This window comes from Caulobacter ginsengisoli, from assembly GCF_030814835.1.
GTDB lineage: Bacteria > Pseudomonadota > Alphaproteobacteria > Caulobacterales > Caulobacteraceae > Caulobacter > Caulobacter ginsengisoli.
This window is the reverse complement of record NZ_JAUSVS010000006.1, coordinates 36,884-52,512: the sequence shown is the minus strand read 5'-3', so window position 1 is coordinate 52,512 and position 15,629 is coordinate 36,884. Positions and strand designations below refer to the sequence as shown.

21 protein-coding genes are annotated in these 15,629 nt (G+C 70.3%); 9 read left to right on the top strand and 12 right to left on the bottom strand.

All coding sequences use genetic code 11. From position 1 onward, the window contains the following. The first annotated feature begins 78 nt into the window (after positions 1-78). Positions 79-1,371 carry a hypothetical protein gene (locus tag QO010_RS15175; protein ID WP_307350477.1) on the top strand — a complete coding sequence of 431 codons (1,293 nt, stop codon included), beginning with the start codon at positions 79-81 and terminating at the stop codon, positions 1,369-1,371. A 281-nt stretch (positions 1,372-1,652) separates the two neighbouring features. Here QO010_RS15175 and QO010_RS15170 read toward each other — a convergent pair whose 3' ends face one another. Further along, positions 1,653-1,895, bottom strand: coding sequence for a hypothetical protein (locus QO010_RS15170; RefSeq protein ID WP_307350476.1), 243 nt, complete (start codon positions 1,893-1,895; stop codon positions 1,653-1,655). 125 nt (positions 1,896-2,020) lie between these two features. Here QO010_RS15170 and QO010_RS15165 point away from each other — a divergent pair, with 125 nt between their 5' ends. Both QO010_RS15165 and QO010_RS15160 read left to right on the top strand, forming a co-directional pair. Beyond that, positions 2,021-2,488 carry a hypothetical protein gene (locus tag QO010_RS15165; protein ID WP_307350475.1) on the top strand — a complete coding sequence of 156 codons (468 nt, stop codon included), beginning with the start codon at positions 2,021-2,023 and terminating at the stop codon, positions 2,486-2,488. Then, on the top strand, positions 2,485-2,943 hold the full coding sequence (locus tag QO010_RS15160) for an RpiB/LacA/LacB family sugar-phosphate isomerase (protein WP_307350794.1): 459 nt from the start codon (positions 2,485-2,487) through the stop codon (positions 2,941-2,943). Before QO010_RS15165 ends, QO010_RS15160 begins: the two co-directional genes overlap by 4 nt. A gap of 3 nt (positions 2,944-2,946) precedes the next feature. On the opposite strand, the gene QO010_RS15155 is transcribed toward QO010_RS15160, so the two are convergent. Next, on the bottom strand, positions 2,947-3,420 hold the full coding sequence (locus QO010_RS15155) for an SRPBCC family protein (protein ID WP_307350474.1): 474 nt from the start codon (positions 3,418-3,420) through the stop codon (positions 2,947-2,949). Beyond that, positions 3,413-3,763, bottom strand: coding sequence for an ArsR/SmtB family transcription factor (locus QO010_RS15150; protein ID WP_307350473.1), 351 nt, complete (start codon positions 3,761-3,763; stop codon positions 3,413-3,415). Before QO010_RS15150 ends, QO010_RS15155 begins: the two co-directional genes overlap by 8 nt. A gap of 133 nt (positions 3,764-3,896) precedes the next feature. Here QO010_RS15150 and QO010_RS15145 point away from each other — a divergent pair, with 133 nt between their 5' ends. Genes QO010_RS15145 through QO010_RS15135 form a run of 3 tightly spaced genes read left to right on the top strand, consistent with a single transcriptional unit; the run spans position 3,897 to position 5,624 of the window. After that, the gene (locus QO010_RS15145) at positions 3,897-4,349 is read left to right on the top strand and encodes a DUF1801 domain-containing protein (RefSeq protein ID WP_307350472.1); all 453 of its coding nucleotides are present in this window, start codon (positions 3,897-3,899) and stop codon (positions 4,347-4,349) included. After that, entirely contained in the window at positions 4,322-5,050 is a 729-nt protein-coding gene (locus tag QO010_RS15140; RefSeq protein ID WP_307350792.1) for an SDR family NAD(P)-dependent oxidoreductase, read from the top strand. Before QO010_RS15145 ends, QO010_RS15140 begins: the two co-directional genes overlap by 28 nt. 7 nt (positions 5,051-5,057) lie before the next feature. Beyond that, positions 5,058-5,624: a hypothetical protein gene (locus QO010_RS15135; protein ID WP_307350470.1), complete on the top strand. Its 567-nt coding sequence runs from the start codon at positions 5,058-5,060 to the stop codon at positions 5,622-5,624. 132 nt (positions 5,625-5,756) lie between these two features. On the opposite strand, the gene QO010_RS15130 is transcribed toward QO010_RS15135, so the two are convergent. The 6 genes from QO010_RS15130 to QO010_RS15105 form a co-directional block, all read right to left on the bottom strand. After that, positions 5,757-6,017, bottom strand: a complete 261-nt coding sequence (locus QO010_RS15130) for a hypothetical protein (protein WP_307350469.1) — start codon at positions 6,015-6,017, stop codon at positions 5,757-5,759. Between the two features lie 64 nt (positions 6,018-6,081). Next, positions 6,082-6,357, bottom strand: coding sequence for a hypothetical protein (locus QO010_RS15125; protein ID WP_307350468.1), 276 nt, complete (start codon positions 6,355-6,357; stop codon positions 6,082-6,084). A gap of 90 nt (positions 6,358-6,447) precedes the next feature. Beyond that, positions 6,448-7,479: an NADP-dependent oxidoreductase gene (locus QO010_RS15120; protein ID WP_307350467.1), complete on the bottom strand. Its 1,032-nt coding sequence runs from the start codon at positions 7,477-7,479 to the stop codon at positions 6,448-6,450. Then, positions 7,476-7,955 (bottom strand): PaaI family thioesterase, encoded by a 480-nt coding sequence (locus QO010_RS15115; RefSeq protein WP_307350466.1) that lies wholly within the window; start codon positions 7,953-7,955, stop codon positions 7,476-7,478. The genes QO010_RS15120 and QO010_RS15115 overlap by 4 nt, the downstream gene beginning before the upstream one ends. Before the next feature lie 5 nt (positions 7,956-7,960). After that, positions 7,961-8,662 (bottom strand): SDR family NAD(P)-dependent oxidoreductase, encoded by a 702-nt coding sequence (locus tag QO010_RS15110; RefSeq protein ID WP_307350465.1) that lies wholly within the window; start codon positions 8,660-8,662, stop codon positions 7,961-7,963. Beyond that, a complete protein-coding gene (locus QO010_RS15105; RefSeq protein WP_307350464.1) occupies positions 8,659-9,252 on the bottom strand; it encodes a 2-hydroxychromene-2-carboxylate isomerase in 594 nt (197 codons plus the stop codon). The genes QO010_RS15110 and QO010_RS15105 overlap by 4 nt, the downstream gene beginning before the upstream one ends. A 131-nt stretch (positions 9,253-9,383) precedes the next feature. Between QO010_RS15105 and QO010_RS15100 the strand changes: the two genes are divergently transcribed. Further along, positions 9,384-9,980 (top strand): TetR/AcrR family transcriptional regulator, encoded by a 597-nt coding sequence (locus tag QO010_RS15100; protein ID WP_307350463.1) that lies wholly within the window; start codon positions 9,384-9,386, stop codon positions 9,978-9,980. Positions 9,981-10,041: 61 nt separating this feature from the next. Here the strand turns inward: QO010_RS15100 and QO010_RS15095 are convergent, their stop codons facing one another. Beyond that, positions 10,042-10,485 carry a MarR family winged helix-turn-helix transcriptional regulator gene (locus tag QO010_RS15095; protein ID WP_307350462.1) on the bottom strand — a complete coding sequence of 148 codons (444 nt, stop codon included), beginning with the start codon at positions 10,483-10,485 and terminating at the stop codon, positions 10,042-10,044. Between the two features lie 91 nt (positions 10,486-10,576). Here QO010_RS15095 and QO010_RS15090 point away from each other — a divergent pair, with 91 nt between their 5' ends. Further along, the gene (locus QO010_RS15090; protein WP_307350461.1) at positions 10,577-12,094 is read left to right on the top strand and encodes a nitrilase-related carbon-nitrogen hydrolase; all 1,518 of its coding nucleotides are present in this window, start codon (positions 10,577-10,579) and stop codon (positions 12,092-12,094) included. A 12-nt stretch (positions 12,095-12,106) separates the two neighbouring features. Here the strand turns inward: QO010_RS15090 and QO010_RS15085 are convergent, their stop codons facing one another. Then, complete coding sequence (locus QO010_RS15085; protein WP_307350460.1) at positions 12,107-13,039, bottom strand: AraC family transcriptional regulator; 933 nt, start codon at positions 13,037-13,039, stop codon at positions 12,107-12,109. Between the two features lie 103 nt (positions 13,040-13,142). Between QO010_RS15085 and QO010_RS15080 the strand changes: the two genes are divergently transcribed. Then, positions 13,143-14,174 carry an SDR family oxidoreductase gene (locus QO010_RS15080; RefSeq protein WP_307350459.1) on the top strand — a complete coding sequence of 344 codons (1,032 nt, stop codon included), beginning with the start codon at positions 13,143-13,145 and terminating at the stop codon, positions 14,172-14,174. A 12-nt stretch (positions 14,175-14,186) separates the two neighbouring features. Here the strand turns inward: QO010_RS15080 and QO010_RS15075 are convergent, their stop codons facing one another. Beyond that, complete coding sequence (locus tag QO010_RS15075) at positions 14,187-15,602, bottom strand: alpha/beta hydrolase family protein (RefSeq protein WP_307350457.1); 1,416 nt, start codon at positions 15,600-15,602, stop codon at positions 14,187-14,189. Positions 15,603-15,629 lie beyond the last annotated feature (27 nt).

The following is a 15,629-nucleotide window of genomic DNA, read 5'->3' as shown; positions in this document are numbered from 1 at the left end:
CGCACCCCTAAATTGCGTGTCTTTTCGTGTTTTTCGTGGTCGAACCTTGCGGCCGTTCCGCTTTCCGGGAGTCGCTCCATGCGCCGCCTTCTCAGCCTCGCCAGCCTCCTCTTCGCCCTGCTGATCGGCGGCTCGCCCGCGCTCGCCAAGCCGACCGGTCTCGACGCCGTCGCCGAGGGTTATGTGAAGCTGGTGCTGAGCGTCGGCGAGCATGAGGAGGGCTATGTCGACGCCTATTACGGCCCGGCCGAATGGGCGGCGGCGGCCAAGGCCGACAAGCGCACCCTGCCGGAACTGTCCGCCGAGGCCGACCGGCTGATCGCGGCGGCGCAGGCTTCGGTCCCCGGCAAGCCGGGCAGCCTGGAGGCCCGCCGCAAGGCCTTCCTGATCGCCCACCTGGGGGCGGTGAAATTCCGCATCGCCATGATCGGCGGCGCCAAGTCCAGCTTCGAAGACGAGGCGCAGGCGCTGTTCGCCGTGCGGCCCAGCCTCAAGCCGCTCGCCGCCTACGACCCGGTGCTGGCCAGGGTCGAGGCCCTGGTTCCGGGCGAGGGGCCGCTCTCCGACCGGGTCGAGGCCTTCAAGAGCCGCTACATCATCCCCAAGGACCGGCTGGACGCGGTGATGCGCGCCGCCATCGCCGAATGCCGGACCCGGACAAAGGCCCATATCAGCCTGCCGGACAAGGAGGCCTTCACCCTGGAGTTCGTCACCGGCAAGTCCTGGTCGGGCTACAACTGGTACAAGGGCGGGGCGACCAGCCTGATCCAGGTCAATACCGACCTGCCGATCTTCGTCGACCGGGCCGTCGACCTGGGTTGCCACGAGGGCTATCCGGGCCACCACACCCATAATGTCCTGCTCGAGGACCGGCTGGTGAAGCGGCGGGGCTGGATCGAGTTCGAGGTCTATCCGCTGTTTTCGCCGCTCAGCCTGATCGCCGAGGGCGAGGGCAATTTCGGCATCGACCTGGCCTTCCCCGGCGAAGAGCGCACGGCGTTCGAGGCCAAGGTGCTGTATCCGCTGGCCGGGCTGGATCCGGCGAGCGCGCCCGCCTACGGCCAGCTGCGCGAGACGATGAAGGCCCTGGCCGGGGCGCGGATGACGATTGCGCAGCTGTATCTCGATGGGAAGATCGACCGCGAGACGGCCATTACCCTGACCCAGAAATACAGTCTGGTCTCCCGGGCCCGGGCCGAGCAGTCGGTGCGCTTCACCGAAAACTACCGCAGCTATGTGATCAACTATGGCCTGGGCCAGGACATGGTGGGCGCCTATGTCACCGCCGCCGGGCCGGGCCAGGACGCGCGGTGGAAGCGGATGGAGAAGGTGCTGAGCGAGCCGACCCTGCCGAGTGATTTGCAGGACTAGGGCCGCGCCACTGCGCCACAGGCTGCGGGCGGCCCAAGGGTGGGTTTAAATTGGGAAGGAAGAGAAGGGGAAGAAGAAGCGTAAGCGGTAGGGGCCCGAGCCGATGCTGTGGGCCATCTCCAAGCCGCGATCTATTGAGGCGCGAAGCGCCTCGACGAGAACCAATGGGTGAGTGAAGCCTGACTCAGGGAAGCTCTGTCGCTTACGCTTCTTCTTCCCCTTCTCTTCCTTCCCAATTTAATCCGACGCCCCATGCCGTCTGCGGCCAATGCCGACGGGCCTCAGGCCGCGCAGGCCTCTTCGACCACCTGCCGCATCAGGGCCAGGGCCGCCGGGGTGCTGGGGTCGGCGCAGCCGAGGCCGGCCATCTCGCCGATCTCGCGGGTCTTGTCTTCCATGGCCTGGACCAGCAGGTCGCGACCCTGAGGCAGAGCGGTCAAGGCCTTGAGCAGGACCTCGACGACCATCAGGGCGCCGCCCTGGTCGATGGCGTCGGCGCGTTGCTCGAGCTGCAGAAGCGGCATGGGGGCTCCCCTGTGGTTGACCAACCTTTACGCGAAACACGGTCGCCGAAATCCTAACCGGCCGGGCGGCGGAACGTCGCAGGGGACTCTAGCCGGGGCGCGTGAAGCGTCTTAGAACAGGGTTCATGACGCGCACTTCGCCGATCCTTTACTGGGTGCTGGGCCTGCTGGTCCTGAGCGCGGCGTTCGGCTTCTACAACGGCTTCCACACCGCCACCCACCGCGACACCCCCGCCTGGGCCGGCGGCTCGACCCTGAGCGCCGGGCCGGGCAAGGTCGCCGCCCCCGGCTACGAGCCGCCCGACGCCCAGCCGCTGACCGACAGCCCGGCCGTGGCGGCCCCGGCCGCCGCGCCGGCCGAAAAGCCCAAGCCCAAGGACGAGGCCAAGCCCGACGGCGAGGACACCACCGCCACCGCGCTGGACGAGCCCAAGCCGGTGACCCTGCCCTCGGCGACCGGCGACAAGCCGGCTGACAAGCCCAAACCGGCCGCCAAGCCGAAACCGACGCCCGCCCCCGAGCCGCCGGCCGAGACGTCCAAACCCGCCCCGGACGCCCCGCCGCCGGCGCAGCAGCCGGCGGTGCCCTACTGACCGCCAAGCCCATCGCGATCGCCGCCGACCACAGGGGGGTCGCCCTGAAGGAACGGCTCAAGGCTTGGCTGCGGGCCCACGATCATGAGGTCATGGACTGCGGCGTGGACAGCGCGGCCGAGCGGGTCGACGCCATGGACTATGCCCTGGCCCTGGTCGCCGAGATCAGGCGCGGCCGGTCCGATTTCGCCGTCGGGATCTGCGGCAGCGGCCAGATGATGGCGATGGCCTCCAACCGCTTCGGGTTCATGCGCTCGACCCTGCTGCATACGGCGCAGGAGGCTGAGTGGGCCCGGCAGCACGGCGACGCCAACATGCTGGTTCTGGGGGCCGACATCCTCGACGCCGCGACGGCCGAACAGATACTGGCGACATTCCTGTCCACCGCCGCCCTGGGCGAGCGCTATGCGGAACGCCGCGAACGCCTGGCGCAGCTGGATGTCTCCAAGCTGTAGCCGTCAGGCCCTTGCGCTCAGGGCGATGAGCAGCTCGTCCAGCTGCTCGAACTGCTCGGGCAGACCGTCCTCGCTGCCGTGGCCAAGATCGAAGGCTTCCTTCGAGGGATAGAGTTCGTGCAGGACCAGCAGGGTCTGGCCGTCCCTGTCCTCGAAGGTCACGGTGGTGACGGGGCCGTCCTCGCCTTCGTCATTGGTCCAGACCAGGCGCCTGGGCGGGGTCACTTCCAGGTATTTGCCGAAGAAGGCGAAGGTGTTCGCGGCGTCCTCGCCGAACTCGAAGCGGTAGCCGCCCCCGGTGCGGACATCCATCTCGCAGGACCGCAGCGTCATGCCCATCGACCGGGGCGCCCACCACCGCATCATCAGCTCGGGCGTGGTCCAGGCCTCGAACACCAGGCGCGCCGGGGCGTCGAAGGTGCGGGTGACGACCATCTCGCGCTCGGACGTCCGCTCGGCCGTCGTGGGGTTACTCATCGATTGTCTCCCTGCGTTTCAAGCCTTCGACGACCGCGTCCAGGGCGTCGAAGCGGGCGGCCCAGAGCTGGCGGTAGCGCTCGATCCAGGCCGCCTCTTCCTCGAGCCGGCGCTGGCCCAGCCGGCAGGTCCGCACCCGCCCGATCTTCTCGGTCGCGACGAACCCCGCCTGCTCCAGGACGACGACATGCTTCTTCATGCCGGTGAGGGTCATGTGGAACCGGTCGGCCAGCTCGGTGATCGAGGCGTCCGAACGGCCCAGCTGCTCCAGCACGCCGCGCCGGGTGGCGTCGGAGAGGGCGGCGAAGGAGGCGTCGAGACGGGGTGTCGAAAACTGAACCATGTGGTTCAGTGTTTAGCGTGCGGATCGGCGTCTGGCAAGGGGGCCGGCCGCAGGGTGAGAAAAGTTCAGGAACGATGTCGGTTTTCCACGACGGCCGTTCGTCATTCTGGGAAGAGACCGGAAGGGCGCCGACATGACCGTGCAAGAACAGATCGACCAGTATATCGCCGACCAACCTCAGCCCAGGCGCGACGAGCTTGCGGCCTTGAACCGGATCATCCTCGCCGCGGCGCCAGGCTGCAGGCTGTGGTTCCTGGACGGCCGGAACGACGAGGGCAAAATCGTTTCCAACCCGAACATCGGCTACGGCGTGCTGCCGCACAGATACGCCAGCGGCGAAACCCGGGACTTCTACCGGATCGGGCTGAGCGCCCACACGACGGGCCTATCGGTCTACGTCATGGGTCTCGAGGACAAGACATACCTGTCGCAGACCTACGGCCAGACGCTCGGGAAGGCGAAGATCACCGGCTATTGCATCAAGTTCAAATCGATCGGAGACATCGATCTCGACGTCTTTGCAGGGATGGTCGAAAGTTTCCTGGGCGGTTCGCCGCCCTGGCCGTCGCGAAAGGACTCAGCCTGAGCTCCACGTCACCGGACCTGCGGGGATCGATCCTCATCGTCGGCGCCTCGCGGGGCCTCGGCCAGGCGATGGCGGCCGAGTTCGCGGCCAGGGGGTGGTCCGTGGTCGGCACGGTTCGGGCCGCCGCAACCCCGCTGCATGCCCTGGCGGCCGAACGGCCGGGCAGCGTCGAGGTCGAGACGCTCGACATGACCGACCCTGATCAGATCCAAGCCTTGAGCGAACGCCTGGCCGGCCGGCGGTTCGATATCGTCTTCGTGGGTGGCGGCATCGCCAACCGCCGGCCCGCCGACACCATGGCGCAGGTTTCCACGGACGAATTCGTCCAGCTCATGCTGACCAATGTTCTGGGCGTCATGCGCGCCGTCGAGGCGCTGGGCCCCCTGGCCGGGCCCGATGGGGTGATCGGGGTGATGTCCTCGGGCCAGGGCAGCCTCGCCAACAACACCAACGGCGCCAACGACGTCTACCGCGCCAGCAAGGCGGCCCTGAACCAGGCCATGGCCAGCTATGCCGGCCGCCACGGGCAGGCGGCGATGGTCCTGATGGCCCCCGGCTGGATCCGCACCGAGCTGGGCGGCCCGGGCGCGCCGTTCGGCGTCGAAGAGGCCATGCCGCAGATTGTCGATGTGCTGCTGGCGCAACGGGGTCGGCCGGGCCTGCGTTTCCTGGACCGCTTCGGCCAGACCGTGCCCTGGTGACGCGGTAATGGACCGGAACTCGCCAAAACCATTCGCGGAGGCTGCACGCGGCGCGTTTCCGTTCGCCGGCCGCGCTCTGGCGGAACAGGCCATCGGCTGTCTTTCCCGGTTCGTGGACGATAGCTATCGAATGCGATCGGCCGAGTTCGATGTGCTGGGAGAGACCGTTCGGCTTCCCAACCGCCTGTATTTCCCCGGCCTGTCCGCAACCGATCCGATGATGGCCGGCCTGCCGCCAGCGGCGCTTTGCCTGGTGTCACGCGCGACCGATGGATACCTGCGCCAGCGCGCCGTCGTGTCGCTGTTGGGCGTTGGAGACGCCTGGGCGGCGCCGTTTGTCGCCTCGCTTCTGGCCGACTACGTGCGCGAGATCGTCGAACCCATTCACGACGGCCTGCCGGCGCTAAACCGGTCGATCTATGCAAACCTGGTCCGCGAAAACCGGGGCGCGTTTCGGGTGCTTCGCGCGCGGGCGACGAGCTACTGGGCTGCCTACTATCGCCATCTCTATCCGGAGAAGCGCGACTATCCAGGGCTGAAGGCCCTGCACGAGATGGAGGCGTGGGCCGCTTGAGCCGACCTGGACGCGGCGGGGCTCACCTGGCGGAGCGAACTTGACGCGGAGGCGGCCGAGCGGGGGTGGGGCGAGCTGTTCGCCCACTACGGCCGCGCCCTGACCTAGGAAGCGGCCCCGGACCGCTTCAGTTCAGCGGCCGGGTTTGCGGAAGGCGGGATCGAAGTTGGGGTTCGGCTTGTATTCGCCCGTGATCTCGCCCTGGTCGTCGACCTTCCACGCGCCCTTTATGGCCTGAGGCGGCACGGCTTCGACCGCGTCGTAGCCGCCGCCGATTTCGTAGACCCATCCCCCCGGATTGGCCTTGGCCTCGGCCCGGGCGGCCTCGCTGGTCGGGGGCCTGGGTTGATCGCCGTCTGGTTTCGGCCTTGACCCGAACAGCTTGGAAAACATGGCCGCCCCCTTTTCGCCGGTCCGCCCGTCCGAATTTCAGCTCAGGATACCGCCCAACCGTTTCTCACCGGACCCTCTCCTTCTCCTTCGGCGCCGAAACCTTGCGCGTCCGGGGCTCGGACCTGGGCTTGGGCAACAGGCGGAAGCGGGTCTGGCACCAGGCGAAGTCGACGCCGACATCCAGCAGGGCGTCGGACCGTCCGCAGGGGCAGGCGAAGTCCATCACGTCGAGGACCCGATAGGTCTCCCCGGCCACCAGGGGCACGGGCTGTCCCGTCACATGGTTGGGGGCGGCGTTGACGCACAGAACCAGATCGCCGGGGCCTACGGTATCGCTCATGGCTTCCATCCGCTGAGGTGAGGGGAAGGATAGACCCTGACCGGCGGGGGGAGAACCCTCAGGCGGCGTTGTCCACGACCGCGCTCCGATTCAGAGAGACGGGCCATCGGTGGGCCGCCTGGCGGCGGCGTCTCTGGAAATCACCACCTTGCCGCGCACGTGTCCGGACGCCACCCGATCCAGGGCGGCGGGCGTGTCGGCGAAGGCGAAGACGCGGTCGATCACCGGACGGATCGCCCCGGCGTCGACCAGCCCGGCGATCCCGGCAAGCTGCGCGCCGTCGGCGCGCATGAACAGAAACGAGTAGTCGACGCCGCGCTTCCTCGCCCTGCGACGGATATTGAAGCTGAGGAGGCGCAGCAGCTGGCGGACAACCCAGTTGGCGCCGATCTCGCGGGCGAATTGAGGGTCGGGCGGGCCGGAGATCGAGATCAGCCTGCCGCCCGGCTTCAGCACGGCCAGCGAGGCTTCGAGCACGTCGGGACCGAGCGAGTTCAGCACCACGTCATAGCCGCTCAGCTGCTTTGCGAAGTCTTCCTTGCGGTAGTCGATGACGACGTCCGCGCCCAGGCTCCGGACCAGGTCGATGCTGTCGGCGCTCACGGTCGTGGCCACGCTTGCGCCGAGGTGCTTGGCCAGTTGAATGGCCACCGTGCCGACACCGCCGGAACCGGCATGGATGAGCACCTTCTGTCCCGGCTTCACCTGCGCGCGCTCGACCAGCGCCTGCCAGGCCGTGAGCGCGACCAGCGGCAGGGACGCGGCCTGCGACATGCCAAGGCTGGCGGGCTTGAGCGCCAAATCGGTCTCGGCGATGGCGATACGCTCGGCGAAGGCGCCGATCCGGCCCTTGTCCGGGCGCGCGAAAACCTCGTCGCCCGCCTTGAAGCGCTGCGCGCCAGGGCCGACCGCCACGACGACGCCGGCCAGGTCATGGCCCAGTATCAACGGCATCCGGTAGGGCAGGATCGCCTTGAACTCGCCGTCGCGCAGCTTCAGGTCCAGCGGATTGACGCTCGCCGCGACGATCGCGACCACCACCTCGCCGGGCCCGGGCATGGGGTCGGCGACATCCCGCAGGGCGAGGGCGCCCTTGTAGCGGTCGATGACGAAGGCCTTCATGACCCGGTTGCGGGGCGGGGGCCGGAACCGGGTTCGAGGTCGAACACCAGCAGGGTCGAGGTGGCTGTCGCGCAAAGCCGTCCCTCGCCGTCATGGAGCGTCGCCTCGGCGAACGCCACGCGGCGGCCGGCCGTAACGACGCGACCGGTGGCGCGCACCGTGCCGCTCCGCTCGCTCAGGCCGCGCAGATACGACACCTTGAGCTCCAGCGTCGTATGGCCGCGACCCGGGCCCAGTTGCGACTGGACCGCGACGCCGCAGGCGCTGTCGAGCAGGGTTGCGGCATAGCCGCCATGCACCGATCCGAACGGGTTGTAGGCGCTGCGGTCCGGCCGGCCCTCGAACACCACCTGGCCGGCCTCGGCCTCGACGAGGCGGAAGCCAAGCGTCTCCCCCATCGGCGCCTTGAGCGCGCCGCTCATCATCGCCCGCAGCGGCCCAAGGCCGTCGGGCGCGGCGTCGACATCGTCGGCCATCGCGGTCACCACGGCTCGTGGAAGGGACGAACCTCGGCCAGGAACGACCAGGCGTCGCGCGGCTGATGGGCCAGGTGATGGACCTCGGCGGCGATCGAGGCGGGCGAGATGAAGAAATCGTCCGCCGCGTCGGGCATGCGCGCACGCTGCCAGGGCACATCGATCACCGCGTCGATCACCAGATAGGCGACATGGACGCCCTTGGGGCCGAGGTCCCGGGCGAGGGATTCGGCCAGGATGCGCTGGGCCGCCTTGGTCGGCGCAAAGCCGGCGAAAGCCGCCCGCCCACGCTGCGCCGAGGTGTTGCCGGTGACGATGATCGCCCCCTCGCCCGCGGCGATCATCGCCGGCGCCGTCAGCCGGGCCAGGTGGAACAGCGCCAGGGTGTTGATCTCGAAGTTGCGCTGCAGCACCTCGGCCTCGACCTGCTGGAATGTGCCGAAAGCCCCGCCGACCGCGTTGTGGACGACGACCCTGGGGTCGCCGACCTGGGCGACCGCCCGCTCCAGCGCGGCGGGGTCGGCGACGTCACAGGGGATGGCGATCGCGCCGGGGATTTCCGCCTCCAGGGCGGCGAGCCTGGCCTCATCGCGGGCCAGCATAGCGACGCGATAGCCGCCCTCGGCGAAGCGGCGGACGACCGCCGCGCCCGTGCCGGGGCCGACGCCGGTGACGAGGGCCAGCGGTTTGGTCTGGGCGACGGTCATGCTGCTTCCTCCAGGCGCGCCAGTTCCTCGCGCACGAAATCGAGCCGGTCGTTGCCGAAGAACATCGCCTCCCCGACGAACAGGGTCGGCGAGCCGAAGACGCCGCGCCGGGCGGCTTCATCGGTATTGGCTTCGAGCTGGGCGACCACCTCGGCCGCGTCGATGCGGGCGGCGATAGGGTCGGGGTCCAGGCCCGCCGCCGTGATCGCGGCGAGGACGTCGGCCGTGGTCGCCAGGGCCTTGCCCTCACTCCAGGAGGCCCGGTAGAGCGCCAGGGTTATCGCGCTCGCCTCGGCGGGCGAGCTCGCCGCCAGCACGGCGCGGGAGCAGGCGTCGCCGTCGTTGTCGCGCATGTTCGAGGGGTTGAACGCAATGCCATAGCGCTGGCCCCAGCGCGCCAGGTCGGCGCGGGCGTACTGGCCCTTGGCGGCGCAGGTGATGGTCGTCGGCACGTTGCCGACCTTCTCCATGACCTTGAGGATTTGCATCGGCCGCAGCGCGAGCTCGACATCCATCTGCAGCAGCTGGGTGAAGGCCAGATAGCTGTAGGGACTGCGGAAATCGTAGAACAGTTCTATTCGCCGGGTCACTTGAGGACTCCTGTGCTGGGTGATCTGGGGGCGTCTCCAGGGCCGAGCCATCGCCCTCGGCCGACAGTTGCATTACGATCATAATATGTCATTATGTTCGTAATGCAATAGGCTCCCCGGTATACTGGCTCATGCGCTACGAAAAAGGACGCAAGGACGTTTCCCGCCGCCGGATCACCGAGATCGCGGCCGAGCGATTCCGCCGTGACGGCATCGCCGCCTCGGGCCTGGCCGGCATCATGACCGAGGCCGGACTCACCAACGGGGCCTTCTATCCGCACTTCCGCTCAAAGGCCGACCTGGTCCGCGAGAGCCTGGGGACCGCGCTGGAGGACCAGGCGAACCTGCTGGAGCGGGCCCTGGCCGCCGGGGGACTGGAGGCGGTCCTGGCGGCCTATCTGTCGGCCGAGCACCGCGACAACCCGGGACGGGGCTGCGCCTCGGCCGCGCTGCTGCCGGAAGTCGCCCGCCAGCCGGAGGAGACCCGGGCGCTGTTCGCCGAGCAGCTGGAAGGCGTCGTCGCCCAGTTCGCCCAGACCCTGCCGCCGCGGACCCCCGACCCGCAAGGCGTCGCCCTGGCCATCTATGCGGTCCTCATCGGCGCGCTGCAGCTCGCCCGGGCCGTGCCCTCGAAGGCGCAGTCGGACCGCATCCTCGCCGCCGGCGCCGAAGCGGCGCGCGTGTTGGCGCGGGCGGCCCAGGGCGTCTCCCCGGCCGGCGGCGGCTGAGCCCCGGCCTTCGCGCGGCTCGTCGAGGCGCTGAGGTGCAGGGGGTAGGGCGCTCGCGGCCCTATTTGCAGTCCAGCGGCGGGGCGGCGCCTTCCAGGCGTTCGACCAGGGCCTGGAACCAGGCCTTCTGCTCGGCCGTCACCGCGCCGAACAGTTCGGCCTCCAGGGTCTCGGCGATGGCCAGGCCCTGGCCCAGCAGCGCCTCGCCCGCCGGGGTCAGCACCAGCACGTGGCGGCGGCGGTCGGCGGGGCTGACCTGGCGCTCGACCAGGCCCTTCTGCTCCAGGGTGTCGATCAGCCCGACCATCTGCGGGGCATAGATGCCCAGCCGCCGGGCCAGGTCCTGCTGCGAGCGGCCGTAGCCGTCCTTGATGCAGACCAGGGTGTCCAGGGCCAGCGCCCTGATCCCCAGCGGCGCCACCGCCGCCTCGGCCCGCGCCAGCACCAGCTCGCCCAGCCGCACGGCGTGGTTGGCGAAGCTGCGGCGGGGGTGGGGGGCGGACATGCGCCGCTTCTCTCCCGGCTTGACGAAATCGTCAATCTGCGGAATCGTTATAGATTATAACGATTATGGCGACAACGATCAGGGGGCCAGCATGGCGTCGATCACCCACAGCGAAACGAGCGGCCTGAGCCTGGCCCCCGCCCGCCCCTGGCTCTGGCTGGTCCTGGGCGGGATGGTGGCGCTGCTGGCGGTGGACGGGCGGTTCGACGTCCCGCTGGCCGCCTGGATCGCCCCGGCGCTGCTGCTGCGGTTCAGCCGGACCAGCCGGCCGGCGCCCGCCATCGCCGGGGTGGTCGTCGCCGCCGGGCTGCAGATGGCCGTCTACATGCTCGAGGCCGCCGCGCCCTTCACCCCGATCGCCATCGTCCTGTGCCTGGTCCTGGGCCTGCTGTTCGCCATCCCCTACATCCTCGACCGGCTGGTCGGCGGCCGGCTGAGCAGCCCCGCCCGCCTGTTGCTGATGCCGCTGGCCTGGGTCATGACCGAGTTCGCCGCCGCCAGCCTGCTGCCGGTCGGCACGGCCATCGGGACCCGCGCCGTCACCCAGGCCGAGACCCTGGCCCTGATGCAGGTCATCTCGCTCTTCGGCCCCTACGCCATCGGCTTCCTGATCGCGCTCATCGCCACCGCCGCCAACCAGGTCTGGGAGCGCCCCACGCGCGCCAGCCTCATCCGCTATGGCGGCGCCGCGGCGGTGGTGCTGGCGGCCGTCCTGGCGTTCGGCGAGGCGCGGCTGATGCAGTCGTCCGCCGCCGCGCCCGGCCCGACGGTGAAGATCGCCGGCGTCGTTCCGCCGACCGCCCTGCGCGGGCCGGCCTGGGCCGGGGTCACCATGGCGAACTGGCCGCCCTCCGCCGCCGCGCGCGCCGCCGTGGCGACGCCACGGGCGCGGGCCGCCTACGCCCGGGTGCAGGACAGGCTCCTGGCCGACACCCAGGCCGCCGCCCGTTCGGGGGCGAAGATCGTGCAGTGGTCGGAGACCGGCGCCCCGGTGCTGGAGGCCGACAAGCCGGCCCTGCTGGCCAGGGTCGCCGCCCTGGCCAGGGTCGAGGGGATCTATATCAACGCCGCCATCGGCGTGCCGTTCGAGCGCAACGAGACCTACCTGTTCGCCCCGGACGGCCGGCAGCTCTGGCATTACCGCAAGAACCATCCGGTGCCGGGGATGGAGCCGGTCGCCCCCTTCAAGGGCCCCGCCCCGGTCGCCGATACGCCCTATGGCCGCCTGAGCAGCATCATCTGCTACGACGGCGACTTCCCGCCCCTGGCCCGCGCCAAGGCCGACATCCTGCTGCTGCCCGGCTGGGACTGGCCGGAGATGGGCCATGTCCACACCATGCGCCTGGCCCGGCTGCGGGCCATCGAGAACGGCTATGCCCTGGTCCGCATCGACTACCAGGGCGTCTCGGGCGCCTTCGACCCGTACGGCCGGGTGCTGGCCAGCCAGAATACCCTGCCGGGCGAGGCCTATACGCTGCTCGTGGACGTCCCGACGAAAGGGGTGACGACGCTGTACGGGATGACCGGCGACCTGTTCGTCTGGCTTTGCGTGTTGGCGACGCTGGGGCTGTGCGGGCTGGGGATGGTGAGGCGGCGGGGCGGAGCGTAGATCGGCGGACCGTCAGGCCCGCCAGGAGCCCTGCCGCGCTCGGGTCCGGAAGGCGCGGGGCGGCTCGCCCGTCTGCCGTTTGAAGGCGTTGCTGAAGGCGCTCTCGGAGGCATAGCCCAGGGTCTGGCCGATCTGGGCGATGGGCGTCGTCTCGTCCCGCAGCGCCCGTTCGGCCAGGCGCATGCGCCACTGCATGAGGTAGTTCAGCGGCGCCCGGCCCGCGACGGCCTTGAAGTGGCCGGCGAAGCTGGTGCGCGACATGGCGCAGGCCCTGGCCAGCTCGTCCAGACGCCAGTCCCGGCCCGGATCGCCGTGCATCAGGCGCAAGGCCGGCGCGGCCCGGCGGTCGGCCAGGGCGCGCAACCAGCCGGCCGGCATCGGTCCGACGGTCTTCAGGTGCGCCCGCAGGATCTGGGTGAACAGCAGCTGGGCCAGGTGGTTCGACACCAGCCGCGCGCCGGGCCGGGCCAGCGAGCCCTCCTCGACCAGTTGGTTGAGCAGCCACTGGAAGGTCGAGGCCTCGGGCAGGCCGGCCTTGATGTGCAGCCAGGGCGGCAGGACGTCGGCCAGCAGCGCTCCGTTCGACGGGTTGAGCTGGATATGGCCGCCGATGAAGCTGAAGTCGCCGCCGTCGCCCAGCACCGCCATGGACCGGCCGGCGCCGGAGAACAGGCTCGTCGCCTCGATGGGCTCGAGGCTGAGATCGCTGGCCATCACATAGGAGCGCTGGGCGGCCAGCAGGCCGACATCGCCGGCCTCGAGGCGCACGGGCTCTACCTCGCCGTCGAGGCGGATCCAGCAGGAGCCGGACAGCACGGCCGACAGCTTGATCTTCTCGCGCGCGGGAAAGCGGATCGCCCACGGCCCGCCGGCCGTGAAGCCGCCGGCCAGCACGGCCTGCGCCTCGGTGAGGTGCAGGATTTCGGAGAAGGGGTCCGCATCCATTCTCGCACTTTCGCGCAAGTAACTCGCACCCACAAGCATTCTCCGTCCGGAGCGCGGCCGGTAACCTGCCATGAGTTTCAGCCGCGCATCGGAAGGTCAGCTCATGGCGAACGACAGGATGGTCCTGGTGACCGGGGGAACGGGCTTCATCGCCCAGCACTGCATCCTGGCCCTGCTGAACGCGGGCTACCGGGTGCGGACCACCGTTCGCACCCTGGCGCGCGAAGGCGAGGTGCGGGGCAATCTCAGGACCGGCGGCGTCGAGGCGGGCGAGCGGCTGTCCTTCGTTACGGCCGACCTGGGCGCGGACGCTGGCTGGCCCGAGGCCGCCGCGGGCTGCGCCTATGTCCTGCACGGCGCGTCGCCCACGCCGTCGGGAGACCAGGTCCGGGAGGAGGACTGGGTGCGGCCGGCGGTCGACGGCAACCTGCGGGTCCTGCGGGCGGCCCGCGACGCGGGCGTGGGGCGCGTGGTGCTGACCTCGGCGATCGGCGCCGTCGCCATGGGCCACAAACCGATGACGCGGCCGTTCAACGAGGAGGACTGGACCAACCTCGAGGGCGACGTCGCGCCCTATCAGAAATCGAAAACCCTCTCCGAAAAGGCGGCCTGGGCGTTCGCGGCGGCCGAGGGGCGGGGACTGGAGCTTACGGCCATCAATCCCGCCGCGGTCCTGGGGCCGGTCCTGGGGCCCGACTACTCCCACTCCATCCGGATGATCAAAACCATGCTGGACGGCATGCCCGGCTGTCCGAAGGTCAATTCCGGCTATGTCGATGTTCGCGACCTCGCCGACCTGCACCTGCGGGCCATGACCGATCCGGCCGCCAGGGGCGAGCGCTTCATCGCCACCGCCGGCGACAGCCTCTGGATGATCGAGGTCGCCCGCCTCCTGCGCCAGAGACTGGGCGCGGCGGCCCGGAAGGTCCCGACGCGGGAGATCCCCAACACCGTCGTGCGCCTGGGCGCGGCCGCCAACCCGGCGCTGAAGGCCCTGGTCCCGTTTCTCGGCCTCAACCTCAACGCCACGAGCGAGAAGGCCGTGCGCCGGCTGGGGTGGTCTCCACGACCCCGGGAGGAGGCGATCGTCGCGGCGGCGGAAAGCCTGATCCGGCACGGCCTCCTGGCCGACTGACCGGACGGGACCTCAATCCTTCGACGCCGCCGTGCTCTTGAGTCCGGGCTTCACCGGCCCGCCCGTCACGCCGGGATAACGGGCGGCCGTCGCGGTGAGGTCGGCGGGAACGCCGGTGAGCGGGCCTGAGAGGAAGGCCGCCAGGATGTCGGCCGTCGCCTGCTGGGTGGCCGCGGGGCCGCGTCCGCCGCCCATCACCTGGGCCAGCAGCCAGCGGCCCGGTGGGGCGAAGAAGAAGGGCGCGTCGGTGAAGCTGTAGTGGTTGGCGCGCCTGATCTCATAGTGGAAGCCGGGCGCGGTCATCTGGGCCAGCAGCCTGCCGTTGCCGTTGATGAAGAGTTCGCCGTGGTGCGTCTCGGCCTGGTCGCTCTGCAGCAGCAGGAAGGGCCGGGTGAGCCGGCGGTCCGGCAGGTCGCCATAGGGCGTGCCGTCGATGTTGGCGGCGGCGACGACGCGGGGGTCCTCGCTCAGCGCCATGGCCGCCGCCGCGCCGCCGAAGGAGTGGCCGATCACCGCCACCTTCGAGGTCTCGATCCGGCCCCGGAGCGGCGGCGACAGCGCATCCGGACGCGCCAGCTGGTCGATGACGAAGCGGATGTCGGCGGTCCGCACCGCCTGTTGGTCGGGCATGTAGCGGCGGCGGCCCGGACTGCCCGGCGCCGGCTCCCGGGTCCCGACCACCCGGCCGTCGGGCAGCTGGGTCACCCCCGACTCGAAAGGATGGTCCAGCACTAGGACGACGAAGCCGCGGCTGGCCAGCCGGGTCGCGAGGCCGGTGTAGACCGCGCGGGCGGCGCCATAGCCCGGCGAGAAGATCACCACCGGCCAGGGCCGATCGCCGGCCGCCAGCGGCGCGGCAGCCTGGGCGTGGGTGTCGATCTGGCCGTAGCGGGCCAGCAGGAAGCCGGGCATGACGCTGACCTGGCCGGGCATCTGGCCGATCCCGTCGATATAGGGGATGCGCGCGCCGCCGCGGGGCCGTTCGAGGCGCGTCGTCGGATACCAGGCCTGGGCGATCACGCTGCGCCGGTCGTTCGGGTCGGCCGTATGCGGCTCGCCCCGCGCGGCGTCGGTCCAGCGATAGACCTGGGTGGCGACGGCGTAGCGGCCGTCGGGCGGCGGCAGGGTCGGGACCGCGGGCAGGATCCAGACGCCGATACAGGCGGCGGCGAGCCCGGCCAGGCCCAGCCGGCCGATCCAGCCCGGCACGGCGCCCGTCCGCACCGGCGGCAGCGCGCTCAGCGCCAGCAGCAGATACGCCGGCAGATCCTGCCAGGTGAAGCCGCAGAGCGCCCATTGGCCCGCCGCCAGCGCCACCCCCAGGCCGGCCGCGGCCATCCGCAACCTGGGCCGCCAGCCCGGCGCGACCAGCCGCCACCCCGCCAGGGCCAGCACCCAGGCCAGCAGGATCAGATCGGGGATCAACATCGCTTCACTCGCACGGGGGCCGGGATA